Raw genomic sequence first — 26,170 nt, 5'->3', positions numbered from 1 at the left:
CGGATCCTGAGTCACATGGTCTGCGTGCATTACCTCTTCCTCGGCTAATTCCTCGGCTGTCGCACGGGACGCTGGGCGGTGGCGTGAACCACTCGTGCGCGAGGTCTCAAATGCGCTGGGGAAAGGGGCGTCGACCGGTGTGGGCGCGATATGCGGATGCTTGGTGCGCCGGCGGTTCTGCTCGCCCATGACGAGCATGCACGGCTGTTCGAGAAAGACGCAACCAGGAAATGGCAGCCGCTGTACCGCGCCAGGCCCGGTAGCCTGTCGCAACAGTTGGCCAGGTCCGGGCCGAACTGTTCAACCATCCACTTCGGGCAGTTGAACGCATGTCGGTGAAGCAGCCGGCGGCACCGCGTTCCACGAATCGGTCGAGTCAGAGAAACGAGCCGGCACACGAAGGGAACTGTCATGGCGGAAATCAAGGTTGTACTGGTTGGCGGCCCTTCCTATTTCCCTGACGACCAACGAGTGCAGTACGCCCCCTCGCTCACCGAGACGTTCAAGAAGCGCTTCCGGAACGGCTATGAGCACTTCGTGCATCAGGGGCCTTCCACACCGTGGAAGGCGAGGAGCTTCCGGCCCTGGAGTGGACGGCCCGGACAGCCATCGCGGAGTGAGCACGACGCCAACGGCGCCGGGAAGACGGCGTTCCCGTCGCGAGAGCGCCGTCACGGCACATCGGTACCCTCTGTCATCATGATCAACTTCCCCTACCCGCTGCCCTCGGACACCACATCCGAGGTGGACGAACGCGCTGCGGCCGTGGCCCTGCTGCCCGTCGGCAGTTACGAACAGCACGGCCCCCACCTGCCGTTGGTCACCGACACCCTCATCGCGTGTGCCATCGCCGACCGTCTCGCCGCCGCCTACCCCGTCCAGCAACTGCCGCCCCTGACCATCTCGTGCTCGCACGAACACGAGCGCTGGCCCGGCACGGTGAGCATTTCGGCGACCACGCTGCACGCGGTGGTATCCGACATCGCCGCCTCACTGCGCCGCGGCGGCACCACCGCCCTCGTCGTGGTCAACGCCCACGGCGGCAATCACGTCCTGCGCAACACCGTCCAGGAGAGCACGGCGCGCGGAGAGCGGATGGCACTGTTCCCCACCGCGGACGACTGGCGAACAGCGGCCGAGGACGCCGGGATACACACCGACGCGCACAGTGACATGCACGCCGGGGAACTGGAGACCTCCATCCTCTTGCATGTCGGCCCCCAACTGGTCCGTATCGGCCATGAATCGATGGATCACGTCCACGAAGACCGCAGGCACCTGCTCACCCTGGGCATGGATGCCTACACCGCCTCCGGCGTCATCGGCCGCCCCTCGCTGGCCTCGGCGGAGAAGGGACAGCGGCTGCTCGCCGGGCTGACCGAGTCCTTCGCCGACCATCTGAGCGCGCTCGGTGTCCGATGAACCGGCCACTGCTGGAAGCCGAAGAGGCATGGGAGAGGCTGCTGTCCGTCCGCACCGAGTCGCAGGCCGAGGCCGCGGGGTTGTGTCGGCGGCCGGACGGCAGCCGACGGTGGCGGCAGCCCGCCACACCCGAAGCGCACCACCTCGCCGAGGTGTACGCCCCGCTGTGCCTGGCCGGCCCGGGCCTGGTGTTCGCCCAGCTCGGGCAGAGCGTGGACGGATTCATCGCCACCCGCACCGGCCATTCCGACTACGTCACGGGGCAGCAGGACCGCCTGCACCTGCACCGACTGCGCGCCCTGGCCGACGCTGTCATCGTGGGCACCGGTACAGTCGTGTCCGATGACCCGCAGCTGACCGTGCGCGCCTGCCCTGGCCGCAACCCCGTACGGGTCGTCCTCGATCCACGGGGCCGCGCACTGCACCGGGCACCGGGCGCACAACTGTTCACCGATGGCCGTGGCCGGACACTGCGTGTGATCGGCCGGGATGGCCCGGAGGACGACCAGAAGGCGAGCAGTGCGAGCCCGGACGTCCTGCGGGTGCCCTGCGGCGAAGGAGGGTTCGCACCACACAAGGTGCTGGCCGCGCTCGCCGCACGCGGGCTGAGCCGGATCCTGGTCGAGGGCGGCGGCGTGACCGTCTCCCGCTTCCTACACGCCCGCGCCCTGGACCGGCTCTACGTCACGATCGCCCCCGTCCTGCTCGGGGACGGCGTGCCCGGTCTGCGCTTCTCCGGCCCCGACCGTATGGACGGGGCGCTACGCCCCTCGGTCCGCACCTTCGCGCTCGGTGAGGACACCCTCTTCGAACTGGATCTGAGAACCCGTGCGACGCCCGGCCAGGGAACGGACGGCCAGCACCCCGGCGCCAGGCAGGCTTGAGACGAGCGCGAGCACCCCGTACACCACGGAGGCGGCCAGGCCCTGCCGGGCCCCAGCCCGGCAGCGCCGAACACCAGCGCGCACGCGCCCTCCCGCGGTCCCCATCCGCCCAGACCCACCGGCAGCGCCATCGCCATCAGAGCGAACAGCAGCAGCGGCACCAGCGTCGCTACGGACGCCGTGACCCCCGCCACCCGCGCGGCCATGACGAACAGCCCCAGATGACCAGTCAGCGTCAGCACGGACAGCACCAGCACGCCCGGCAGGACGTCGCGGCCGAACAACCCCACACGCACCTCCGCCAGCACCACGGCCAGCGCCCGTCGCCACCGCGCCGCACCCCACCCCGCCACAGCACCAGCGCGAGAGCTCCGGCCGACACACCCAGCACGGCCGCGGTCACCGACAGCGGGACCCCTGCCGCGCCGACAACCGCCGGCAGAGACGGTCCAGCCACCAGCGCCAGCAGCCCGGCGGTCACCAGCACCATCTGGCCCGCGCAGCGTTCCAGGACCACGGCCCGCACACCATGGCCCAGCGCCCCGGATTCCTTGCCGTGTCGCATCCCGCGGTACACATCGCCGAGCACGCCTCCGGGCAGTACGGCGTTGAGGAACAGCGACCGGTAGTAGTCCGCCACCGCCGTCCCCAGCGACAGTTCGAGCCCCAGCCGCCGGGCCACCAGACACCACCGCCAGGCAGCGCACACAGTGGTCGGCACACTGACCGCGAACGTGGCCACGACGACCAGGACGTCGATGTGGGCCAGCACCTTCAGGAACTGCGTGCTGCCCACTTCGTACGCCACGGCCACGAGGAGACCGAGGACGGCCGGTATCCGCAACCGCCCCCACAGCGTGCGGGTCACAAGGTCACGCTCCCCAAGGAGCACGGGAGCGCGAGCAGATCACGGTGCCCGACGGTGACCCGCAGCGCACCGGACCGGCACTGGACAAGCCGTCGGCTGACATAGCGCTCGCTGCACCGGGCCAGGGCCGGGCGCTGCGCGCAGGCCGCCGCGACCCAGCCGAGCAGCCACTGTTCGGCCAGACCTGCCTGGTCCGCCCCCAGCCGCCACGGGCTCACACGGGTGTGCACCCGCGCACCGTGCCGCTCGAAGGCAGCCGCCGCCACGTCGACGGCGTCCGGTCCGAGCAGCCGTCGCCCACCGTCGTTGCGGCGCTGGTGGGCGTTGAAGGCGGCGGTGAATTCGGCGTCCAACGGGTCGGCGGGCTCCAGTACGACCTCGCCCACGACGGACAGCGCCAGCAGCACCGGGCAGGCAGCCTCGGCACAGGCCGAGGCGAGTCGGTGCACCTCGTCCTCGGTGAGCAGGTCCAGCAGAGCCGACCCGCACACCAGCGCCGTACCCGCCAGGTCACCCGAGCTCAGCCGGGTGATGTCCCGCTGTTCGGTGGTCACTTCGACACGGCCGCCGTCCGCACTGCGGCGTGGCATCCGCGCACCGACGCGGGCCAGCAGAGCCGGGTCGCGATCACACATGATCCAGCGCTGCGGGCCGCCGAGCCGTGCGGCCAGCCAACGCCCCATCGACCCGGTGCCACAGCCCAGATCGCGGAAGGCAGGCACCTCGCCTGGCCGGCGCACGCGGTCCAGATACGCGCGCAGCGGGCCGAGCAGCTCAGGGGCGCGGGCCGCGGCGTCGGCCGGTTCGCGCAGCGTCAGCCACTGGGAGGCGAAACGGGGGGAGCCGGGGGTGCCGGCCAGGTTCGAATCGGCAGTGGTCATCAGGCCCTCCGGGGCTCGCGGCCGAGGCGGCTGAGCACCTCGGCCAGCCGGCGGGACGTTCCCTGCCAGCCATCCAGCGCGGTTCGTCGCCGTAGTGCCGAGGCCGCCAGCTGACGACGCAACACCGGATCGGTGAGCCAACGGCGCAGCGCCGTGGCGAGCGCGCGCGCATCCTGTGGCGGCACCAGCAGGCCCGGCACACTCCCGTCGCAGGCCCGCCCCAGTGTGTCGGGCACTGCGTCCACCGCCGAGGCCAGTACGGGTACCGCGCGGGCCAGCGCCTCGGTCACCACCATCCCGTACGTCTCAGCACGAGACGGCAGCACCAACAGGTCCGCGGCGGCGTAGCTGCCCGCGAGCCGCTCGCCGGTGCGCACTCCCCCCAGCCGCACCCGACCGGTCAGCCCCAACTCCCCGATGCGTTCACGCAACCGCCCCGTGTACACCGGGTCCCGGTCCCCCGCTCCCACCAGCTCGCAGCGCCACGGAAGTCCGGCGACCGCCGCCAGCGCATCGACCAGCAGATCCTGCCCCTTGCGGGGATCAGGGCGGCTACGCACAACAGCTGCGGAGTGCCGTGGCTGCCGCGGGCGGGTGGGGCGGGGTCGATGCCCGGCGCGGCGTAGTACACCCGGTTCGGATCAAGCCAGTGACGGTCCGTCAACTGTCTTGCGGCCCACGGGCTGGTCGCGACGACCGCGCTCGCGGCGCGCAGTGTCTCTCCTCCCGCCGCTCCAGCTCCGCGGCCACGCCGGGCGCCAGCCCTGTTTCGTCGGCCAGCGGGAGGTGCACCAGCACCGCCAGGCGCAGCCGCCGGACCTGTGGCACGACGATCTCGGGCACGCCACAGGCCACCAGGCCGTCCATCAGCACGACGGCACCGTCGGGCAACTTCGCCAGCGCCTCCGCCAGTTCGGCGCCCGCCGCCGTGCCGGCCCGCGGCCAGCGGCCCCGGACCGGCACCTCGTGCACCGACCAGCCCGCCGAGGGCAGCTCCTGGCAGACGCGGCGGTCGTAGACGTTGCCGCCACTGGGAGCAGCCGGGTCGTCCACGCCGGCGGGCAGGACCATGTGCACGGTGGGGGCGGATGCCGCCGCGTGGCCCACGTCCCAGCTCACAGCGGCCGCTCGTAGGACGCCCAGGCGATATGCGACTCGTGCAGCGTCACGGCTATCGAGTCCAGGCCGAGCGCGCCCTTCCCCAGGGCACCGGCCCGTACCCGGTCGGCGATCCGGTCGGCGACGGCCTTGGCCAGGAACTCCGTGGTGGTGTTGACCTCGGCGAAGGCGGGGCGTCGTCGAGATTGCGGTAGTTGAGCTCGCCGAGCACAGAGCCCAACTCGACGCCGGCCCGCCCGATGTCGACGACGACGTTGTCGACGTCCAGTTCGGCGCGGCGGAAGGTCACGTCCACCACAAAGGTCGCGCCGTGCAGCCGCTGCGCGGGTCCGAAGATCTCGCCGCGGAAGCTGTGCGCGACCATCATGTGATCGCGGACGGTAATGCTGAACAAGGTCACTCTCCGGAGCCAGGGACCGCAGCCGTCTGTTCGTCACAGGTGCGGCCGTAGGTGATGCGATGACACAGGGCAGAGATCTCGCCGTTGGCGATGCGGGGCATTACACGGGGAAGCTCCTCGAAGTCGGATTCACCAGTGAACAGGGCGTCGAACACAGGGTCGCTCAGCAGGTGCAGGGCCAGTGACATCCGGTCCGTGAAGCCGCGGCGGACCCGCCGGCCAGCCGGAACCGCACCCACCTGGCTGCTGCGCAGCACCAGTCGGCGGGAGTGGAAGGCCGCGCCCAGCGGCACACTGACCCGGCGGTCTCCATACCAGCTCAGCTCGATGACCTCGCCTTCCGGGGCGAGCAGTTCAAGGCAGCGGACGAGCCCGGCCTCGGACGCGCTGGCGTGCACGACCAGGTCGCACTCCCCGTTGGCCCCTTCGGGAAGCGCGAAGTCCACTCCGAGCGCCCGGGCGACGGCGGCCCGTGTGGGATCGGCATCGACCAACTGCAGCCGCACGCCCGGGAAACGGCCGAGCAGGGCAGCCACGCAGCAGCCGACCATCCCCGCGCCGACCACCGCGATCCGGTCACCGACCAGCGGTGCCGCGTCCCACAGCGCGTTCACCGCGGTCTCCACCGTCCCGGCGAGCACGGCCCGCTGAGGCGGCACGCCATCCGGCACAGGTGTCACCGCACTCGCCGGGACCACATACCGGGTCTGGTGCGGATAGAGACAGAAGACCGTACGCCCCAGCAGCGCCAAGGCGTCTTCTCCACAGCCCTCTTCGACCACCCCCACATTGAGATAGCCGTATTTCACGGGCCCGGAAACTCCCCTCCTGAAAAGGTGCCCGCATCGAAGCCCGCTGGCTCGCGGGAACCCTGCCGTCGAAGACCAGGGTTTCGGTTCCTCGGCTGATGCCCGAATACAGCGTACGGACCAGTACATTTCCCTCATCGGGCGCGGGTACGGACCCCGGGCGGATCTCGCCGAGACCGGGGGAACGGAGCCAGTAGGCGCGGACTGCGCACTCCATCGGCATCCTCCAGAACAACAATGGGCCGACAACTCACGACACGTCGTATCGCCATGGCGACAAGTACCGTAAGCAGCTCCTTCGAACTCCGCCACACTCCGACAGGAGACATGTTGATCACGCAAGACGGCCGCCGCCCGGACGCGTTGATCCGGCAGGCGCTCACCGGAACGGCCGCCCAGCTCGCCCTCCTGGCGCTGCTGGGGTCCACCGTCGGCCTGGGCGCGGTGGGATGGCTGGCCGGAACGGCCGCGGCCGTCACCGTCTGGGCGGTCCTCATACGCGCCCTGCGCAGGTCCGGGGCACTTTCCTTGGGGCCGGCCGACCGCGTGACCGTGGCGCGGGCCACGCTCATCGGCGGCGTACTGGCGCTGGTGGCCGACTCCGGTCCGCACTCGGCACCCCTCGCTCTCGTGGCCCTGTCGGTACCCGCCTTGGTCCTCGACGCGGTCGACGGCAAGGTCGCCCGGCGGACCGAGACGGCCTCGGCTGTGGGAGCGCGTTTCGACATGGAGATCGATGCGCTGCTCATCCTCGTGCTCAGTGTCTTCGTCTCCACCTTCTACGGCGTGTGGGTGTTGGCCATCGGCGCGATGCGGTACGCCTTCGCCGCCTTGGAGCTGACTCTGCCGTGGATGCAGGCGCCGCTGCCGCCGAGTTTCGCCCGTAAGGCCGTGGCTGCTGCCCAGGGGATCGCCCTCGTCCTCGCCGCTTCCACACTCCTGCCGAATCCGTTTGGGGCAGCCGTGGTTGGTCTGTCCCTGGCCCTGCTGGTGTGGTCGTTCGGGCGCGACACCATATGGTTGTGGCAATCCAGCCGTTCCCAACTCGGCTTGCCCCGGCTCCGCCTGGGCGGAACGGGCGAATGATCAACCGCGCGGGTACGATCAAGCGCATGGCAGACCAAGCTCTCGCATTAAACGGTGTTTCGCGGATATCCGGGATCGAGCGGGTGGTGGATGTCCGGATGCCCACCGAGTACGGCGAATTCGTCGCCGTCGGCTATCTGGACCGCAGCACCGGGCAGGAGCAGATAGCCCTGGTCCACGGCGAAATCCAAGAGCATGCGATGCTGACCCGGGTCCATTCGGAATGCCTTACCGGAGACGCCTTCGCTTCCCGGCACTGTGAATGCGGCGATCAGCTTTCCGCCGCGCTTCAGGCCATTGTCGCCGAAGGGCGCGGAATCCTTCTCTACATCCGGGGCCACGAAGGGCGCGGCATCGGCCTGCTGGCCAAGCTCAAGGCGATGAAACTACAGTCCGAGGGCCTCGATACCGTCGAGGCGAATCTGGCACTCGGGCTCCCTGTGGACGCTCGCGATTTCAGCGTGGCCGCCGAGGTTCTCCACGACCTCAACGTGCGCTCCGTCCGCCTGATGTCGAACAACCCGCGAAAGCAGGAAGCGCTGGAGGAAACGGCATCACAATCGCCGAACGGGTCCCACTGCTGGCGACCCCGCACAAGGAGAACCTCCGCTATCTGCGCACCAAACGGGAGCGCCTGGACCACATCCTTCCGCAGCTGGACGGCTTGGCTGCCCACTGAGACAAGAGCGACGTTCGCCAACCAGCCTGGCCGACACCGCAATCCGGTGCCGGCCACGTCGCTGTGCGCCGTCCGACTGCGGGCGTCACCCGCCTGTGCCGGTCGTCGTCGACGTCATCAGTCGGCACCTCTCCGGGCGGGCGGGGCACCGCCGGACCGGTCCCACAGCAGAGCCGGATCGCTGCCGGCCCGGTCCAGAATGTCGGCCCGCAGTCGTTGGAGATGGGCCGGGGGCTCAACGCCCAACTCGCGCTGGAGGATGGCATGGAGATTCTGATACGCCTGCAGCGCCTCGATACGGCGGCCCGAACGGTACAGCGCCGTGATCAGCTGGCCGTGGAACCACTCGTGAAGCGGATAGTCGGCCACCAGCGTCCGCAGCTCCGGCAGGTGCTCCTTATGCCGGCCGAGCTGACCGGCGATATCGATCCGCAGCTCCAGTACACGGATCCGCAGTTCCTCCAACCACCCGAGCCGGCCCAGCAGCACACCGCCGACCGGGACGTTGCTCAGCGTCGGGCCGCGCCACAACTCCAGTGCCCGCTCCACCAGGTCGGCCGCTCGCTCCCACGCCCTGGCCGCGAACTCCCGCTGCGCCCGCTGGACCAGCCCTTCCATCGTCAAGGCATCCACTTCGGTGTCGTCCACCTGGAGCCGGTAGCCGGGCGCCTCGGTGAGCAGCAGGTCCCGGCCCGGTTCGGTGACTCGCTCCCCGGCCAGCATCTTGCGCGCGTGGTAGACGTGCGTCTGCAGCGTTCGCAGCGCGCTGCCCGGAGGGCTCTGGCCCCACAGCTCTCGGGCCAGTACATCCACCGCTACCGCCTCGCGGGGCCTGAGCGCCAACAGGGCCAGCAGCTGAGAGATCTTCGGTGCCTTGGGCGCATACGTTCTCCCGTCATCGGTCCTGATTTCGAACGGGCCAAGAAGGTTGAATCGCACGGCGTATGCTCCCGTTCCGGTCCGGTCGGCGTTCTCAGGGCAGCGAAACCGCTGAGAACTGCCGCCGAATTCACCGGCCCCCACGCGGCGCTGGGATCCTGAAAGGAGATGACGAGAGACTAGACCGGGACGCGGCCTGCGGTAAAGACTCTCCTTCGCTGACGTGGTCAGCGCCCGACGCGCCCTCCCGCGGGCGGAAAATGTCCGGCGGCCACAAAGAACTCTATGTATTTCGCGAAGAGTTCTTCAGTCACCGGCGGGCACTGGATACCGCTGTCCAGCAAGGCGGCATCGGTCTCGCTGGTGTCGATGGGCGGGTAGAAGGAATCCGTTTCCGTGACCATGTACTCGAAGGCGTCGAGCAGTGGGGTCACCGCGTTGTCGTGGTCACCGCGTATGCATGCGCTCCACTCTCCCAATTCCTTCTCGGCCAAGGGGTAGCCGAGCGAGCGGAGATATTCAACACAGGTGGCCAGGCTCAGTGCGTTCTGGTTGAACAGATGGAACGTCCGGCCCGCGCTCTCTTCCTGCCGGGAAAGGCCGATGATGGCCGCGCTGGTGTAGTCGACCGGGAGCAGGTGGAACCGCCCACCACCGGTCGCGGGAACGGCGCCCGCCTGCACCATGCCCTTAAGGCTCAGCCAGACGAAGTCCTGTGTCTGGCAGGCACCGTTGATCTGGTCGCCGGAGATCACATGGACCCGGTAGACAGACACCGGCAGGCCGCGATCCCTGGCCAGCTCGATGACCTGCTCCGCCACCCACTTGCTCTGCACATACCCACTGGGCAGTGCCTCGCCGGGGCCCGTCGGGGCGTCGGTGCGCAGCGGTGCGTGACCGTCTCCGCCGCCGGCGAAGACCCCGGCGGTGGACACGTGGTGGACCGGGACGGTGCGGTGCCGGGCGGCCAACCGCAGAATCTCCTGTGTGCCCAGGACGTTGGCCGCCTTGAGATCCGAGTAGGGGCGCAGCCAGTGCACGGCGGCCCCGCAGTGGTAGACGACGTCGACACGGCGTGCCAACTCGTCGAAATCGACTTCGTCCAGCCCAAGGTGATTCTGCGTCAGGTCGCCTGAGTGCACCGTGATCCGCTCGGGATTCACCTCGTCCCAGACGCGGTACCACTCCAGATTGGCACGCAGTCGCTCCCATGCCCGGGCCCCGTCCTCGGCCCGTACCAGGCAGTGGACGCGTCCTCGGGTGGTACGCATCAGGTCACGCAGCATGAACGCCCCGAGGAAGCCGGTCGCGCCGGTGAGCAGGATCTCCTGCGGTTCGTGGACGGTGTGCGCGACCTCGGGGGCGGGCTGGATGTCGGCGTCGAGACGGATGTCCGCGGCGAAGTCCACCGCCGGCGCGGCGGCATGATCCGTCTGCGTACGGGAATCAGCGGTCTCCTGCTCAGCCACCACCTGGGTCAGCAGGAAATGGGCCAGCGCGGCCGGGGTGGGGTAGTCGAAGACCACCGTGGCCCGCAGCTTGGTTGCGGCGAACTCGTTGATGCGGTTGCGCAGCTCGACCGAGGTGAGGAGTCGAACCCGAGAGCGGTGAAGGATTGCTCGGCGTCGATGCGCCCGGCGTCGGTGTGGCCAAGCACCTCGGCGACCTCCGCGAGCAGCCGGCGGACCAGGAACGCGAGCCGGTCTTCCGGGGCCAGCACGGCCAACTGCTCGGCGAGCGTGCCCCCACCGGTGCCGGTGTTGCGCGCCTTGCCACGGAACGGTGTACGCACCAGGGCACCCAGCACGGTGAGCGGCTTTCCCGGCTGACGTCGCATGGCCGCGATGTCCAGCGGGTTGGCCACCACGGCTGCCCGGTCCAGCTGAAGCGCGCTGTCGAGCATGGCCGGGCCGTCCTGGATCCCGACCGGTTTGAACCCGGCGCGGGCCATGCGCTTGAGATCGGTCTCGTCCAGTTGCCCGGTCATTCCCGAGATCTGTTCCCACAGTCCCCAGGCGACGGAGGTGGCGGACAGGCCGTTGGCCCGGCGGTGCTGGGCCAGGGCGTCCATGAAGACATTGGCAGCGGCGTAGTTGGACTGGCCCGGGCCGCCGATGGTGCCCGCGATGGAGGAGAAGAGGACGAACGCTGTGAGGTGCTGCTGGTCGCGGGTGAGGTCGTGGAGGTTCCAGGCCCCGTCGACCTTCGGGCGCAGCACGGCTTCGAGGCGCTCGGGAGTGAGGGCGTTGAACAGGCCGTCGTCCAGAACACCGGCGGTGTGGACGACACCGGTGAGCGGGTGCTCGTCCGGAATGACGTCCAGGGCAGCCCGGAGCGCGGCCCGGTCGGCGGCGTCGGCCGCGACAACGGTGACCTCAGCCCCCAATCCGGACAGTTCCGCGACGAGTTGGTCGGCACCTTCGGCCTTGAGACCGCGGCGGCTGGTGAGCAGCAGCCGTTTGATGCCGTGTTCGGCAATCAGATGGCGCGCGAAGAGAGCACCGAGCGTACCGGTACCACCGGTGATCAGAGTCGTCCCCTCCGGGTTCCAGGGAGCGGGACGGCGGGCGGCCAGGCCGTCTGGACCCGCTGGAGGCGAGGGAGGAAGAGGCGGCCCTCGCGGATGGCTGCCTGGGGTTCGCCGCAGATCAGGAGGGCTTGGAGAGCTTCCAGCGGGTGCGGCGTGGCGGAGTCGAGGTCGGCGAGGGTGAGCCGGCCGGGGTGCTCCGACTGCGCCGAGCGCAGCAGGCCCCACAGGGCGGCTCGGGCTGGGGCCAGGTCTTCGGCGCCGTCGGAGGTACTCACGGCTCCTTGGGTGAGGACGATCAACGGGGTGTCGACGAGACGTTCGTCGGCCAGCCAGGCCTGGACGAGAGCGAGCGCGCGCCGGGTGGTGCGGTGGGCAGCGGCCGCCATGTCGTCCACATCAGCGTCAACGACCTCGTCCGTGTCGGCGAACGGAACAACTACAGCTGCCAGTCGAGCGCCGGACTCCACGGCACGGGCCACCGCCGGCACATCCGCGAAGCGCTCCGCCGCTCCGAACAGACCCGGTACGTCTGCTCCCAGCACGCCCCACGCCGCCGCCTCGGCCGGCCGCGGCACGGCCACCGGCGTCCAGTCGAGCTGGAAGAGCGCGTCCGGTGTGGCTTCCACCCCGGCCAGTTGCTCGTGTGGGATTTCGTGGTAGGTGAGGTTGTCGATGGTGAGGAGGGGTTGTCCGGTTTGGTCGGTGAGGAGGGCGGTGGCGGTGTTGTGGCCGGTGCGGGTCAGTCGGATGTGTGCGGTGGTGGCGCCGGTGGCGTGGAGGCGTACGCCGTGCCATTCGGTGGGGAGGAGGAGGGTGCCTTCGCGGGGAGGAAGGGGTGGTTGAGGAGGGCGGCGTCCAGCAAGGCCGGATGAATCCCGAAGTCACCGGAGCGGCCGATCTGTTTCTCGCTCAGCCGGACCTCGGAGAAGAGATCGTCTCCCTGCTGCCACACGGTCCGTTCGAGGTCGGTGTCCTCGGCCCCCTGTGGCGGCCACTGGCCGAGCGCGGGCACAACCCCGGGAACGGAAAAGGAGAGTCGGGCGTGTGCGTGGCAGGTCCAGGGTGTGTCGTTGTTGTCGGGTCGGGTGTGGATGGTGAGGTTGTGGTGGTTGGTGTGGTCGGGGGTGGTGATGCGGACTTGGAGTTGGATGGCTTGGTGTGGGGGAGGGTGAGGGGGTGTGGAGGGTGAGGTGGTCGAGGGTGGTGGCGCCGTGGTGGTCGCCGGCGCGGATGGCGAGTTCGGTGAGGGTTGCTGGGGTGAGGGTGGTGGTGTTGCTCAGGGTGTGGTGGGTGAGCCAGGGGTGGGTGGTGAGGGAGAGGCGGGTGGTGAAGAGGGTTTCGTTGGTTTCGGCGAGGGTGATGGCGGTGCCGAGGAGGGGGTGGCCGGTGTCGGTGAGTCCTATGGCGGCGGCATCGGTTGTTTGCTGTCCGGCTTCCAGCCAGTAGCGGTTGTGTTGGAAGGCGTAGGTGGGGAGATCTACGCGGTGGGCGCCGGTGTTCTCGAAGAGCGCGGCCCAGTTGACGGAGGCGTCATGGGTCCAGGCGCGCGCGACGGAGGCGAGGTAGTGGTGGGGGCCGCCTTCGTTGCGGCGGAGGGTGGGCAGGGCTTGCGTGCGGGGAGCGTTGTGGGCTTCGGCGGTCTGCTCGATGCCGACGGTCATGACGGGGTGGGGGGAGACTTCGACGAAGAGTGCGTCGCCGTCGGCGAGGAGCGCGGCGACGGTTTCCTGGAACCGAACGGGGTGGCGAAGGTTGTCGTACCAGTAGACGGGATCGAGGGCGGTGCCGTCAGCCGGTGCGGCGCTCACCGTCGAGTAGAACGGGATGTGGGCGGCCAGGGGGACGATGCCCGAGAGCGCCTGTGCCAGTTCTGCGCGCAGGTCCTCGACTTGAGCAGAATGGGAGGCGTAGTCGACGGGGATGCGGCGAGCGTGGACGTGATGCGTGGCGCAGTGGGCGAGGAACTCGTCGAGTGCTCGGGCATCGCCGGAGACGACAGTGGTGGTGGGGCCGTTATGGGCGGCGATGGACAGCTGTTGGCCCCAGGACGCGATGAGGTCGGCGGTCCGGTCGGCGGGCAGCGTCAGGAGGCCATGCCGCCGCGCCCGGTGAGGGTGCGCAGGATCTGGGCTCGGCGGGTGACGATGCGGGCGGCGTCGCGCAGTGTGAGTGCGCCGGCGATGTGGGCGGCGGCGATCTCGCCCTGTGAGGCGCCGATGACGGCGGCCGGTGTGATGCCGTGTGCCTGCCACAGGCGCGTTAGGGAGACCATCACGGCGAAGAGGGCGGGCTGGACGACGTCGACGCGGTCCAGATCCGGGGCTCCGGGTGTCTGCCGCAACACGTCCTGAAGGCTCCAGCCCTCCCAGTCGGTGAACTCGGCCAGGGCGTCTGCGCATTCCTCCAGGTGTTGTGCGAAGAGGGGTGTGGTGTCGAGGAGTTCGGTGGCCATGCCGGTCCACTGGGAGCCCTGTCCGGGAAGACGAAGACCACCCGCTGCCCGGCTCGGCTGCCGGTGCCCGTGGCGGACGCGACGAGGTTGGGGGCTGGTGTGTCGTTGGCCAGCGCCCGCAGACCTGCGGTGAGTTCTTCCCGGTCGCGGCCTATCACGACTGCGCGATGATCGAGAGCCGAGCGTCCGGCCAGGGTGAATGCCATATCGACGGAGTCGAGTGCGGGATCGGACTCGACCCGACGCAACAGACGTCCCGCCTGGTTCCGCAGTGCCGTGGCGGACTTGGCGGACAGCACCCACGGCAGGGTGTGCGGCGCTACCGGTTCGCCGGCGGCCGGCTCGGTGTCCGCGGCCGGCGCCTCCTCAAGGATCACATGCGCGTTGGTGCCGCTCACTCCGAACGACGAGACCCCGCGCGCCGTGCCCGCCCGGTATCCGGCCAGGGCCTTGCGTCGGTCAGCAACGCGACCGCCCCTGCCTCCCAGTCCACAAAGGGCGTTGGCTCATCGACATGGAGGGTCTTGGGCAGTACCCCGTGCCGTATGGCCTGGACCATCTTGATCACACCTCCGACACCAGCAGCGGCGACGGAGTGGCCGATGTTCGACTTGAACGACCCCAGATACAGCGGTCGGTCGGCGGGTCGGCCCTGGCCGTAGGTGGCCAACAGCGCCCGCGCCTCGATCGGGTCGCCAAGCCGCGTTCCCGTGCCGTGGGCCTCGACGGCGTCCACGTCGGCCGACGTGAGACGCGCGCCGGCCAGCGCCTCGCGGATGACGCGTTCCTGGGATGGGCCGCTGGGCGCCGTCAGGCCGTTGGATGCACCATCCTGATTGACCGCCGTGCCCCGCACGACGGCCAGCACCTGATGGCCGTTCTTACGCGCATCCGCGAGCCGCTCGACCAGAAGCAGGCCCACCCCTCGGACCAACTGGTGCCGTCTGCCGCCGCGGCGAAGGACTTGCAGCGTCCGTCGGGCGCCAGCCCGCGCTGCCGCGAGAAGTCGACCATGCCACCCTGCGACCCCACACCGAGACGCCGCCGGCCAGGGCGAGGTCCGATTCACCCCGGCGCAGCGACTGGACGGCAAGGTGCAGTGAGACCAGCGAGGACGAGCACGCCGTGTCCAGGGAGACCGCGGGGCCTTCGAACCCGAAGAAGTACGACACCCGGCCCGAGGCGACGCTGCTGAGCTTGCTCGTCATGAGATAGCCCTCCAGCTCCTCGGGACCGTTGAGGCCGAGATAGCTCTGTTCCACCAGCCCGGTGAACACACCGGTCCGGCTGCCCTTCAAGGATGCCGGGTCGATACCGGCGTTCTCGAAGGTCTCCCAGGCAGCCTCCAGAAGAAGCCGGTGCTGCGGGTCCATGGCCAGCGCCTCGCGCGGCGAGATACCGAAGAACGCGGCATCGAAGTGCGTCGCACCGCTGACGAACCCGCCTTCGCGGGTGTAGGCGGTACCAGGCTTGTCGGGGTCCGGGTCGTAGATCCGCTCGATATCCCAGCCGCGGTCGGTGGGAATCGGCTCGATGCCGTCGGTGCCGTGCAGAACCATCTGCCACAGCTCATCGGGCGAGGACACACCGCCTGGATAGCGGCAGGCCATCCCCACGATCGCGATCGGTGCCTCGCTGCCGGACTCCAGCTCCGCTACCCGCTGTCGAGTCTTCTGCAGGTCGGCGGTGACCCGCTTGAGGTAGGCAAGCAGCTTCTCTTCGTTGGTGCTCTCTTCGTTGGTGGACTCGGCGTTGGACGCGGTCTCGGACGTGGTGTGGGACATGCGAAGCCTCGGCCTTCCTAGGCGGTCGGAATGAATGCACGGGCGGGCGCCGTGGTGATCACTGCGGCGGGCCGAGCTCGGAGTCGATCAGAGCAAAGATCTCCTCCGCCGTGGCCGATTCGATCGCACCGGCCGCACCGGCCGCACCGGTGGCCCGCGCCGGCCCATCCGCCGCGTCAGCTGCCTCTCGTACCTTCGCCAGCAGGGTTTGCAGACGCACGCTGATCGCACTGTGGTCAAGACCCAGCTCGTCCCACGAACCAGCGGTCAGATCCGTCAAGGACGCCTCCAGCTGCTCCAGTCCAGCGATCAGCGGCGGCCTTGCCGAACTCTCGGGGACCACACGCGCCAGCAGCGCACCAGCGAGTGCGGCGGGGGTCGGATGCTCGAAGATCACCGTTGCGGGCAGCGGCACACCGGCCATCGCATTGAGCCGGTTACGCAGCTCGACCGCCAGGAGCGAGTCGAAGCCCAGCTCCTGAAAGGCCCGGTCCGGATCGATCGCGGCGCTGTCCCGGTACCCCAGAACGGATGCCACCTCAGTACGGATCAGATGCAGGGTCAACTGCTCTTGCTCCTGCGGGGACAGCCCGGACAGGCGGTCGGCGAGCGAGGCGATGGCTCCGGCTGCCGAGCCGGTCGTGGCTGCGGTGCGGCGGACCGGACCCCGAGGACCAGGGAGCTGCATGCCGCCACCGCATCCGGCCGCGGGGACCAGTTGCTCGTGTGGGATTTCGTGGTAGGTGAGGTTGTCGATGGTGAGGAGGGGTTGTCCGGTTTGGTCGGTGAGGAGGGCGGTGGCGGTGTTGTCGCCGGTGCGGGTCAGCCGGATGTGTGCGGTGGTGGCGCCGGTGGCGTGGAGGCGTACGCCGTGCCATTCGGTGGGGAGGAGGAGGGTGCCTTCGCGGGGAGGAAGGGGTGGTTGAGGAGGGCGGCGTCCAGCAAGGCCGGATGAATCCCAAACCGGGACACGTCCTGAAGTGACTCGGCGAGGTCCTCCACGGGCACCTCCGCCTCGATGACCGCGCCGCTCCCGTCACCGCTCGGCGTCGATGCTGCGATCCAGGCGTCGACGTCGAAGTCACCGCACTCCTCAGTGAGGAGTCGGGCGTGTGCGTGGCAGGTCCAGGGTGTGTCGTTGTTGTCGGGTCGGGTGTGGATGGTGAGGTTGTGGTGGTTGGTGTGGTCGGGGGTGGTGATGCGGACTTGGAGTTGGATGGCTTGGTGTGGGGGAGGGTGAGGGGGTGTGGAGGGTGAGGTGGTCGAGGGTGGTGGCGCCGTGGTGGTCGCCGGCGCGGATGGCGAGTTCGGTGAGGGTTGCTGGGGTGAGGGTGGTGGTGTTGCTCAGGGTGTGGTGGGTGAGCCAGGGGTGGGTGGTGAGGGAGAGGCGGGTGGTGAAGAGGGTTTCGTTGGTTTCGGCGAGGGTGATGGCGGTGCCGAGGAGGGGGTGGCCGGTGTCGGTGAGTCCTATGGCGGCGGCATCGGTTGTTTGCTGTCCGGCTTCCAGCCAGTAGCGGTTGTGTTGGAAGGGGTAGGTGGGGAGGTCGGTGTGGTGGGTGTGGGGGAGGAGGGTGTGCCAGTTGGGGGTGGTGCCGGTGGTGTGGAGTTGGGTGAGGGTGGTGGTGAGGGTGTGGGGTTCGGGGTGGTTGTGGCGGAGGGTGGGGTGGGCGTTGATGGTGGGGTTGGTGTTGCGGGTGTGGGTGGTGAGGGTGGTGTCGGGGCCGAGTTCGAGGAGGGTGGTGGTGCCGTGGTGGGTGAGGGTGTGGAGGGCGTCGGCGTAGCGGACGGTGTTGCGGAGTTGGTCGACCCAGTATTGGGGGTTGGTGAGTTCGTTGGTGGTGAGGTTGCCGGTGAGGGTGGAGACGATGGGGATGGTGGGGGTGTGGTAGGTGAGTTCCTGTGTGATGGCGTGGAATTGGTTGAGGATGGGGTCCATGTGGGGGAGTGGAAGGCGTGGGAGACGGTGAGGCGTTTGGTTTTGTGGCCTTGTTGTTGGAGTGTTTTGGCGATGTGTTGGGCGGTGTGGTGGTCGCCGGATATGACGAGTGAGGTGGGGTCGTTGATGGCGGCGATGCTTAGGTGGTGTTCGTGGCCGGTGAGGTGGGGGGTGAGGTCGTTTTCGGTGGCTTGGATGGCGATCATGGTGCCGCCGGTGGGGAGGGTTTGCATGAGGTGGCCTCGGGCGGTGACGAGGCGGGCGGCGTCGGGGAGGGTGAGGATGCCGGCGATGTGGGCGGCGGTGAGTTCGCCGATGGAGTGTCCGACGAGGATGTCGGGGTGGATGTTGAAGGTGGTGAGGAGGTGGTGGAGGGCGACTTCGAGGGCGAAGAGGGCGGGTTGGGTGTAGGCGGTGTTGTGGAGTTGGTGGCCGGTGGTGATGGTGTGGTGGAGGGGTTGGTCGAGGTAGGGGTCCAGTGCGGTGCAGACGGTGTCGAAGGCTTCGGCGTAGGCGGGGTAGGTGTGGTACAGCTCCATGCCCATACCGACCCGTTGCGCGCCTTGCCCCGTGAAAGCAAAGGCGAGCTTGCCGTCCGTTGGGACCCCTGCACCACCCCGCGACCGGCTCGCCCGACGCCAGGGCGCACAGGTTCGCGATGAGTTCGTCGCGGTTGCGTCCGATGACGGCGGCGCGGTGGTCCAGGGCGGTTCGCTTTGTGGCGAGGGTGAAGGCTATATCGATGGGGTCGAGCGAGGGATCGTTCTCGACCCGGCTTAGCAGTCGTGCGGCCTGGTCCCGTACAGCCTTGTCGGTCTTGCCGGACAGCACCCACGGCACCACCGGAACGGGCGCGGGCTCCTCGGTGGCTGTTGCCGTTGTCTCCTCTGCGGGTGCTTGTTCGAGGATGAGGTGTGCGTTGGTGCCGCTGATGCCGAAGGCGGAGATGGCGGCGCGGCGTGGGTGGTTGGTGTGGGGCCAGGGGGTGGTTTCGGTGAGGAGGGTGAGGGGGGTGGTGTCCCAGTCGATGTGGTGGGTGGGTTCGTCGATGTGGAGGGTTTGGGGGAGGGTGCCGTGGTGCATGGCCTTGATCATTTTGATGACGCTGGCGATGCCTGCGGCGGCTTGGGTGTGGCCGATGTTGGATTTGAGGGAGCCGAGGTAGAGGGGTTGGTCGGTGGGTCGGTCGTGGCCGTAGGTGGCTTGTAGTGCCTGGGCTTCGATGGGGTCGCCGAGTGTGGTGCCGGTGCCGTGGGCTTCGATGGCGTCGATGTCGGTGGGGGTGAGTCCTGCGTTGGTGAGGGCTTGGCGGATGACGCGTTCTTGGGAGGGGCCGTTGGGGGCGGTCAGTCCGTTGCTGGCGCCGTCCTGGTTGATGGCGGAGCCGCGTAGTACGGCGAGGATGCGGTGGTTGTTCTTGCGGGCGTCGGAGAGGCGTTCGACGAGGAGGAGGCCCACGCCTTCGGACCAGGTTGCGCCGTCGGCGGCCTGGGCGAAGGGTTTGCAGTGGCCGTCGGGTGCCAGTCCGCGCTGGCGGGAGAACTCGATGAATGCCTGGGGGGTGGCCATGACGGTTGCTCCGCCGGCGAGGGCGAGGTCGCATTCGCCGGTGCGGAGGGCGCCTGCGGCCATGTGGAGGGCGACGAGGGAGGAGGAGCAGGCGGTGTCGATGGTGATGGCCGGGCCCTCCAGCCCGAAGACGTACGAGAGCCGACCCGAGGCGACACTGCCCGCGTTGCCGCTTGCCAGCAGACCTTGCAGATCCTCCGGGAAGCTGTGCACCTGAGAGGCGTAGTCGTGGTACATGACGCCGGTGAAGACTCCGGTGCGGCTGCCGCGGAGCTGCGGTGTGGTGATTCCGGCGTTCTCGAAGGTTTCCCAGGCGGTCTCCAGCAGCAGTCGCTGCTGCGGGTCGGTGGCCATTGCCTCCCTCGGGGACATGCCGAAGAACTCCGGGTCGAATTGGTCGGCGTCGTGGAGGAAGCCGCCGTGGCGGGCGTATGAGGTGCCGGGGTGTTCGGGGTCGGGGTGGTAGAGGCTTTCCAGGTCCCAGCCGCGGTTGGTCGGGAACTCGCCGATCGCGTCCCTGCCTTCCGCCACCAGGCGCCACAGGTCGTCGGGCGAGGTGACGCCGCCGGGATAGCGGCAGGCCATGCCGACGATGACGATCGGCTCGTCCACGCCGGCGACCGCAGCGGGCGCCGAGGCCGTCCCGGCGGGGGCGCCCGAGATCTGGGTGGCGAGGTGGGTGGCGAGGGCGGTGGGGTTGGGGTGGTCGAAGACGAGGGTGGTGGGTAGTCGCAGGCCGGTGGCGGTGGAGATCTCGTTGCGGAACTCGACTGCGGTGAGGGAGTCGAAGCCCAGGTCACGAAAGGCCTGTTCGGTGGCGATGGCGTCGGGGTTCGCATGGCCGAGCACCTTGGCGGCGTGGGTACGTACGAGGCTGATCAGCGCACTGTCGCGCTCCGAAGGTGCCAGCCCTGCCAGTCGTTCCGTCGCCGACCGACCGATTTCCTGTCGGGTGGTCGCGCGGCGGGTGGCTGATGGCGCGAGTCCGTGGAGGAGGACGGGGAGGTTGTGTCTGTGTGTGTGGAGGGTGGTGGTGTTGATGGGGGTGAGGGCGAGGGTTGTGTGGGGGTGGTGTGTGTGGTGTCGAAGAGGGTGAGGGCGTGGTGGGTGGTGAGGGGTTGGATTCCGGTGCGGGTGAGGCGTTGGTGGTCGGTGTGGGTGAGGTGGTGGGTGAGGGTGCTGGTGTCTTGCCAGAGGCCCCAGGCGAGGAGGTGGCGGGTTGGTTGTTGGTGTGGCGGTGGTGGGCGAGGGCGTCGAGGAAGGTGTTGGCGGCGGCGTAGTTGGCTTGGGCGGGGGTGCCGAGGAGGCCGGCGAGGGAGGAGTAGAGGATGAAGGTTTTGAGGTGGGGGTGGTGTTGGGTGAGTTGGTGGAGGTTCCAGGCTGCGTCGATTTTGGGTTTGAGGACGGTGTGGAGTTGGTGGGGGTGAGGGTGGTGAGGGGGCGTCGTCGAGGGTGCCGGCGGTGTGGATGACGGCGGTGAGGGGGTGTTCGGTGGGGATGGTGTCCAGGAGTGCGGCCAGGGCGTCGCGGTTGGCTGCGTCGCAGGCCACGATGGTGGTCTGGGTTCCCAACTGGTGTAGTTCTTCTTGGAGTTCTGCTGCGCCGGGGGTGTTGGGGCCTTGGCGGCTGGTGAGGAGGAGGTGTTGGGCGCCGTGGTGGGTGGCGAGGTGGCGGGCGAGGTGGCTGCCGAGGGTGCCGGTGCCGCCGGTGATCAGGATGGTGCCCTCGCTCCAGTCGGGGGGTGTGGTGGTGGGGTCGGGGGTGGTGCGGGCCAGGCGGGGGATGAGGAACTGGTTGTTGCGGAGGGCGAGTTGTGGCTCGTCCAGGGCCAGGGCGGTGGCCAGGGCGGTGGGTAGGGCGGTGGTGTGGTCGGTGTCGATGAGGTGGATGCGGTCGGGGTGTTCGGTTTGGGCGGTGCGGATCAGGCCCCAGATGGCGGCGTGGGTCAGGTCGGTGACGTCCTCGGTGGGGTTGGTGGCGATGGCGTGGTGGGTGACGATGGTCAGGCGGGTGGCGGCGAACCGGTCGTCGGCCAGCCAGGTCTGCAGTGTCTGAAGGGTGTGGTGGAGGGCGGCGTGGGCTCGCTCGGGTGCGTCCCCGCTCACCGGTCCGTCTTCGGTCAGTGCCAGGATCACCACCGGTGGCGCGTCCGCACCGTCGTCCACCGCCCGCGACAGTGCGTCCAGATCGGTGTAATGACGCCCCGGTTCAAGGTCTGTGCAAGGACCGATGACAGCCCAGGCATCCGAATACGAGGGCGATTCGGACGGTGCCGGTACCGGCCGCCACTCCACATGAAAGAGCCCGTCGCGGACGGCAGGGGCGGCAGCCCGCAGGGTGTCCAGGGACAACGGGCGGGTGGTGACGGCGTCGATGGTGGCGACCGGAGCCCCGGCGCCGTCGGCGATGGTGAGGGAGACGGACTCCGTTCCCGTACGAGTGAGGCGGGCGCGGAGGGTAGAGGCGCCGCCGGCCTGAATTTCGATGCCTGACCAGGCGAAGGGGAGAGCTGCTTCGACGTCGTCGTCCGCGATGCCCGGAAGGAGGGCGTGGAAGGCGGCATCCAGCAGAGCCGGGTGGAGGTGGAAGCGGTCGAGGTCTGCGTGCAATTCGCCGTCGAGGCCGATCTCGGCGTACACGGTGTTCTCGGTGCTGTGCTTCCACGCGCGGCGCAGGCCCTGGAAGGCAGGACCGTACTCGTAACCCTGGTCGGCCAGGCGCTCGTAGCCGCCGGTGAGATCGAGCTCGGTGGCATTGCTCGGCGGCCAGGAAGCGAAGTCGGTGTGGACGGTGGCCGGTGCCGCTGACCTGGCGGTGAGCGTGCCACCGCCGTGCCGCACCCATGCGGCATCCGCGCGCTCGGTCTCGGGACGGGCGTGGATATCGAAGGTGCGGCGCCCCGCTTCGTCCTCGGCGCCGACTGTCAACTGCAGGTGAAGGCCCCCGCGTTCGGGAAGCATCAGTGGCGCGGTGAGGGTGAGCTCCTCGACCTGTCCGGCGCCGACCTGCTCGGCCGCGTGTAGGGCCAGCTCCAGCAGGACGGTTCCGGGAATCAGATGTGTGCCCGCGACCGCGTGATCGAGCAGCCAGGGGTGGCTGTGTAGGGAAAGCCGCCCGGTGAACACGTACTCGTCGCGCTCGGCCAGCGCCACCGTGGCGGCGAGCAAGGGGTGGTCTGTGGGGTTGAGCCCAAGTCCTGTTGCATTGCCCGTGGTTGCAGGGTGGTTGAACCAGTAGCGGTTGTGTTGGAAGGGGTAGGTGGGGAGGTCGGTGTGGTGGGTGTGGGGGAGGAGGGTGTGCCAGTTGGGGGTGGTGCCGGTGGTGTGGAGTTGGGTGAGGGTGGTGGTGAGGGTGTGGGGTTCGGGGTGGTTGTGGCGGAGGGTGGGGTGGGCGTTGATGGTGGGGTTGGTGTTGCGGGTGTGGGTGGTGAGGGTGGTGTCGGGGCCGAGTTCGAGGAGGGTGGTGGTGCCGTGGTGGGTGAGGGTGTGGAGGGCGTCGGCGTAGCGGACGGTGTTGCGGAGTTGGTCGACCCAGTATTGGGGGTTGGTGAGTTCGTTGGTGGTGAGGTTGCCGGTGAGGGTGGAGACGATGGGGATGGTGGGGGTGTGGTAGGTGAGTTCCTGTGTGATGGCGTGGAATTGGTTGAGGATGGGGTCCATGTGGGGGAGTGGAAGGCGTGGGAGACGGTGAGGCGTTTGGTTTTGTGGCCTTGTTGTTGGAGTGTTTTGGCGATGTGTTGGGCGGTGTGGTGGTCGCCGGATATGACGAGTGAGGTGGGGTCGTTGATGGCGGCGATGCTTAGGTGGTGTTCGTGGCCGGTGAGGTGGGGGGTGAGGTCGTTTTCGGTGGCTTGGATGGCGATCATGGTGCCGCCGGTGGGGAGGGTTTGCATGAGGTGGCCTCGGGCGGTGACGAGGCGGGCGGCGTCGGGGAGGGTGAGGATGCCGGCGATGTGGGCGGCGGTGAGTTCGCCGATGGAGTGTCCGACGAGGATGTCGGGGTGGATGTTGAAGGTGGTGAGGAGGTGGTGGAGGGCGACTTCGAGGGCGAAGAGGGCGGGTTGGGTGTAGGCGGTGTTGTGGAGTTGGTGGCCGGTGGTGATGGTGTGGTGGAGGGGTTGGTCGAGGTAGGGGTCCAGTGCGGTGCAGACGGTGTCGAAGGCTTCGGCGTAGGCGGGGTAGGTGTGGTACAGCTCCATGCCCATACCGACCCGTTGCGCGCCTTGCCCCGTGAAAGCAAAGGCGAGCTTGCCGTCCGTTGGGACCCCTGCACCACCCCGCGACCGGCTCGCCCGACGCCAGGGCGCACAGGTTCGCGATGAGTTCGTCGCGGTTGCGTCCGATGACGGCGGCGCGGTGGTCCAGGGCGGTTCGCTTTGTGGCGAGGGTGAAGGCTATATCGATGGGGTCGAGCGAGGGATCGTTCTCGACCCGGCTTAGCAGTCGTGCGGCCTGGTCCCGTACAGCCTTGTCGGTCTTGCCGGACAGCACCCACGGCACCACCGGAACGGGCGCGGGCTCCTCGGTGGCTGTTGCCGTTGTCTCCTCTGCGGGTGCTTGTTCGAGGATGAGGTGCGCGTTGGTGCCGCTGATACCGAAGGAGGAGATACCCGCGCGGCGTGGTCGGTCTGTCTCTGGCCAGGCGAGGGCCTCGGTGAGCAGGGAGAGATCGCCTGCGTCCCAGTCGACGTGGTGGCTGGGCTCATCGACGTGGAGGGTCTTGGGCAATACGCCATGGCGTATCGCCTGCACCATTTTGATGACGCTGGCGATGCCTGCGGCGGCTTGGGTGTGGCCGATGTTGGATTTGAGGGAGCCGAGGTAGAGGGGCTGGTTGGCGGGTCGGTCCTGGCCGTAGGTGGCCAGCAGTGCCTGGGCTTCGATGGGGTCCCCGAGGGGCGTACCGGTGCCGTGGGCCTCGACGGCGTCGATATCGGTGGCCACCAGTCCTGCGTTGGCCAGTGCCTGGCGGATGACGCGTTCTTGGGAGGGGCCGTTGGGGGCGGTCAGTCCGTTGCTGGCGCCGTCCTGGTTGATGGCGGAGCCGCGTAGTACGGCGAGGATGCGGTGGTTGTTCTTGCGGGCGTCGGAGAGGCGTTCGACGAGGAGGAGGCCCACGCCTTCGGACCAGGTTGCGCCGTCGGCGGCCTGGGCGAAGGGTTTGCAGTGGCCGTCGGGTGCCAGTCCGCGCTGGCGGGAGAACTCGATGAATGCCTGGGGGGTGGCCATGACGGTTGCTCCGCCGGCGAGGGCGAGGTCGCATTCGCCGGTGCGGAGGGCGCCTGCGGCCATGTGGAGGGCGACGAGGGAGGAGGAGCAGGCGGTGTCGATGGTGATGGCCGGGCCCTCCAGCCCGAAGACGTACGAGAGCCGACCCGAGGCGACACTGCCCGCGATACCACCGACCAGAAAGCCCTCCAACTCCTGAGGGACGGTGTGCGTCTGTGGCGCGTAGTCGTGGTACATGACGCCGGTGAAGACTCCGGTGCGGCTGCCGCGGAGCTGCGGTGTGGTGATTCCGGCGTTCTCGAAGGTTTCCCAGGCGGTCTCCAGCAGCAGTCGCTGCTGCGGGTCGGTGGCCATTGCCTCCCTCGGGGACATGCCGAAGAACTCCGGGTCGAATTGGTCGGCGTCGTGGAGGAAGCCGCCGTGGCGGGCGTATGAGGTGCCGGGGTGTTCGGGGTCGGGGTGGTAGAGGCTTTCCAGGTCCCAGCCGCGGTTGGTCGGGAACTCGCCGATCGCGTCCCTGCCTTCCGCCACCAGGCGCCACAGGTCGTCGGGCGAGGTGACGCCGCCGGGATAGCGGCAGGCCATGCCGACGATGACGATCGGCTCGTCCACGCCGGCGACCGCAGCGGGCGCCGAGGCCGTCCCGGCGGGGGCGCCCGAGATCTGGGTGGCGAGGTGGGTGGCGAGGGCGGTGGGGTTGGGGTGGTCGAAGACGAGGGTGGTGGGTAGTCGCAGGCCGGTGGCGGTGGTGAGTTGGTTGCGGAACTCGACTGCGGTGAGGGAGTCGAAGCCGAGTTCTTGGAAGGAGCGGTCGGCTGCGATGGCGGTGTGGTCGGGGTGTCCGAGGACGGCGGCGGTGTGGGTGCGGACGAGATCGGTCAGTAGGCGGTCCCGTTCGGTGGTCGGAAGGTTCGCCAGGCGTTGGGTCAGTGACGGTCCGGCTTGCTGTTGGGCTGTGGTGCGGCGGGTGGTGGGGGTGAGGTCGCGGAGGAGGGGGGTGGGGTTGTGTTGTTGTCGGAGGGTGGTGGTGTTGATGGGGGTGAGGGCGAGGGTTGTGTGGGGGGTGGTGTGTGTGGTGTCGAAGAGGGTGAGGGCGTGGTGGGTGGTGAGGGGTTGGATTCCGGTGCGGGTGAGGCGTTGGTGGTCGGTGTGGGTGAGGTGGTGGGTGAGGGTGCTGGTGTCTTGCCAGAGGCCCCAGGCGAGGGAGGTGGCGGGTTGGTTGTTGGTGTGGCGGTGGTGGGCGAGGGCGTCGAGGAAGGTGTTGGCGGCGGCGTAGTTGGCTTGGGCGGGGGTGCCGAGGAGGCCGGCGAGGGAGGAGTAGAGGATGAAGGTTTTGAGGTGGGGGTGGTGTTGGGTGAGTTGGTGGAGGTTCCAGGCTGCGTCGATTTTGGGTTTGAGGACGGTGTGGAGTTGGTGGGGGGTGAGGGTGGTGAGGGGGGCGTCGTCGAGGGTGCCGGCGGTGTGGATGACGGCGGTGAGGGGTGTTCGGTGGGGATGGTGTCCAGGAGTGCGGCCAGGGCGTCGCGGTTGGCTGCGTCGCAGGCCACGATGGTGGTCTGGGTTCCCAACTGGTGTAGTTCTTCTTGGAGTTCTGCTGCGCCGGGGTGTTGGGGCCTTGGCGGCTGGTGAGGAGGAGGTGTTGGG

General features: G+C 68.8%; 12 protein-coding genes and 8 pseudogenes. 5 read left to right on the top strand and 15 right to left on the bottom strand.

Going from position 1 to position 26,170, the window contains the following annotated elements:
* Positions 1–411: 411 nt before the first annotated feature.
* The 3 genes and pseudogenes from MOV08_RS43945 to MOV08_RS00325 all read left to right on the top strand — a co-directional run.
* Positions 412–489: pseudogene (locus tag MOV08_RS43945) on the top strand (DUF5988 family protein); the annotation flags it as partial.
* Positions 490–699: 210 nt separating this feature from the next.
* The gene (locus MOV08_RS00330; protein ID WP_275305693.1) at positions 700–1,422 is read left to right on the top strand and encodes a creatininase family protein; all 723 of its coding nucleotides are present in this window, start codon (positions 700–702) and stop codon (positions 1,420–1,422) included.
* Positions 1,419–2,306 (top strand): RibD family protein, encoded by an 888-nt coding sequence (locus tag MOV08_RS00325; protein ID WP_275305692.1) that lies wholly within the window; start codon positions 1,419–1,421, stop codon positions 2,304–2,306. Before MOV08_RS00330 ends, MOV08_RS00325 begins: the two co-directional genes overlap by 4 nt.
* A 235-nt stretch (positions 2,307–2,541) precedes the next feature.
* Here MOV08_RS00325 and MOV08_RS00320 read toward each other — a convergent pair whose 3' ends face one another.
* The 6 genes and pseudogenes from MOV08_RS00320 to MOV08_RS00300 form a co-directional block, all read right to left on the bottom strand.
* On the bottom strand, positions 2,542–3,174 hold the full coding sequence (locus MOV08_RS00320) for a lysylphosphatidylglycerol synthase transmembrane domain-containing protein (RefSeq protein ID WP_275305691.1): 633 nt from the start codon (positions 3,172–3,174) through the stop codon (positions 2,542–2,544).
* A complete protein-coding gene (locus tag MOV08_RS00315; RefSeq protein ID WP_275305690.1) occupies positions 3,171–4,055 on the bottom strand; it encodes a class I SAM-dependent methyltransferase in 885 nt (294 codons plus the stop codon). Before MOV08_RS00315 ends, MOV08_RS00320 begins: the two co-directional genes overlap by 4 nt.
* A complete protein-coding gene (locus MOV08_RS43720) occupies positions 4,055–4,615 on the bottom strand; it encodes a glycosyltransferase family 4 protein (RefSeq protein ID WP_338057117.1) in 561 nt (186 codons plus the stop codon). The genes MOV08_RS00315 and MOV08_RS43720 overlap by 1 nt, the downstream gene beginning before the upstream one ends.
* Positions 4,616–4,715: 100 nt before the next feature.
* Positions 4,716–5,174, bottom strand: a complete 459-nt coding sequence (locus tag MOV08_RS43715; protein ID WP_338057116.1) for a hypothetical protein — start codon at positions 5,172–5,174, stop codon at positions 4,716–4,718.
* Positions 5,171–5,568: pseudogene (locus tag MOV08_RS00305) on the bottom strand (6-pyruvoyl trahydropterin synthase family protein). Before MOV08_RS00305 ends, MOV08_RS43715 begins: the two are co-directional and overlap by 4 nt.
* A gap of 2 nt (positions 5,569–5,570) precedes the next feature.
* Positions 5,571–6,600, bottom strand: a pseudogene (locus MOV08_RS00300) (zinc-dependent alcohol dehydrogenase).
* A gap of 110 nt (positions 6,601–6,710) precedes the next feature.
* On the opposite strand from MOV08_RS00300, the gene MOV08_RS00295 reads away from it, so the two are divergent.
* The gene (locus MOV08_RS00295; protein WP_275305689.1) at positions 6,711–7,469 is read left to right on the top strand and encodes a CDP-alcohol phosphatidyltransferase family protein; all 759 of its coding nucleotides are present in this window, start codon (positions 6,711–6,713) and stop codon (positions 7,467–7,469) included.
* A gap of 26 nt (positions 7,470–7,495) precedes the next feature.
* Positions 7,496–8,148, top strand: a pseudogene (ribA, locus tag MOV08_RS00290) (GTP cyclohydrolase II).
* Positions 8,149–8,265: 117 nt separating this feature from the next.
* Here ribA and MOV08_RS00285 read toward each other — a convergent pair.
* The 9 genes and pseudogenes from MOV08_RS00285 to MOV08_RS43920 all read right to left on the bottom strand — a co-directional run.
* Positions 8,266–9,087 (bottom strand): AfsR/SARP family transcriptional regulator, encoded by an 822-nt coding sequence (locus MOV08_RS00285; RefSeq protein ID WP_275305688.1) that lies wholly within the window; start codon positions 9,085–9,087, stop codon positions 8,266–8,268.
* 167 nt (positions 9,088–9,254) lie between these two features.
* Positions 9,255–10,553: an SDR family oxidoreductase gene (locus MOV08_RS00280; protein ID WP_275305687.1), complete on the bottom strand. Its 1,299-nt coding sequence runs from the start codon at positions 10,551–10,553 to the stop codon at positions 9,255–9,257.
* Positions 10,505–11,506: a type I polyketide synthase gene (locus MOV08_RS00275; protein WP_275311661.1), complete on the bottom strand. Its 1,002-nt coding sequence runs from the start codon at positions 11,504–11,506 to the stop codon at positions 10,505–10,507. The genes MOV08_RS00280 and MOV08_RS00275 overlap by 49 nt, the downstream gene beginning before the upstream one ends.
* Before the next feature lie 47 nt (positions 11,507–11,553).
* Complete coding sequence (locus MOV08_RS00270; RefSeq protein WP_275312055.1) at positions 11,554–12,183, bottom strand: SpnB-like Rossmann fold domain-containing protein; 630 nt, start codon at positions 12,181–12,183, stop codon at positions 11,554–11,556.
* Between the two features lie 255 nt (positions 12,184–12,438).
* Positions 12,439–15,793 (bottom strand): annotated as a pseudogene (locus MOV08_RS43935) (type I polyketide synthase).
* Between the two features lie 58 nt (positions 15,794–15,851).
* Positions 15,852–16,358, bottom strand: coding sequence for a phosphopantetheine-binding protein (locus MOV08_RS00260; RefSeq protein ID WP_275305686.1), 507 nt, complete (start codon positions 16,356–16,358; stop codon positions 15,852–15,854).
* 528 nt (positions 16,359–16,886) lie between these two features.
* Positions 16,887–20,843, bottom strand: a pseudogene (locus MOV08_RS43930) (type I polyketide synthase).
* Positions 20,795–21,370: pseudogene (locus tag MOV08_RS43925) on the bottom strand (SpnB-like Rossmann fold domain-containing protein); the annotation flags it as partial. The pseudogenes MOV08_RS43930 and MOV08_RS43925, both read right to left, overlap by 49 nt.
* A gap of 285 nt (positions 21,371–21,655) precedes the next feature.
* Positions 21,656–26,068: pseudogene (locus MOV08_RS43920) on the bottom strand (type I polyketide synthase); the annotation flags it as partial.
* Positions 26,069–26,170: the final 102 nt, after the last annotated feature.

Source organism: Streptomyces yunnanensis (genome assembly GCF_029011865.1).
Taxonomy (GTDB): Bacteria; Actinomycetota; Actinomycetes; order Streptomycetales; family Streptomycetaceae; genus Streptomyces; species Streptomyces yunnanensis.
The sequence above is the reverse complement of the archived record's forward strand: the minus strand, read 5'-3'. Positions and strand labels throughout refer to the sequence as shown.

Coding starts and splice junctions, on each gene's coding strand:
- MOV08_RS00330 (WP_275305693.1), top strand. CDS start 700: ATGATCAACTTCCCCTACCCGCTGCCCTCGGACACCACATCCGAGGTG.
- MOV08_RS00325 (WP_275305692.1), top strand. CDS start 1,419: ATGAACCGGCCACTGCTGGAAGCCGAAGAGGCATGGGAGAGGCTGCTG.
- MOV08_RS00315 (WP_275305690.1), bottom strand. CDS start 4,055: ATGACCACTGCCGATTCGAACCTGGCCGGCACCCCCGGCTCCCCCCGT.
- MOV08_RS00295 (WP_275305689.1), top strand. CDS start 6,711: ATGTTGATCACGCAAGACGGCCGCCGCCCGGACGCGTTGATCCGGCAG.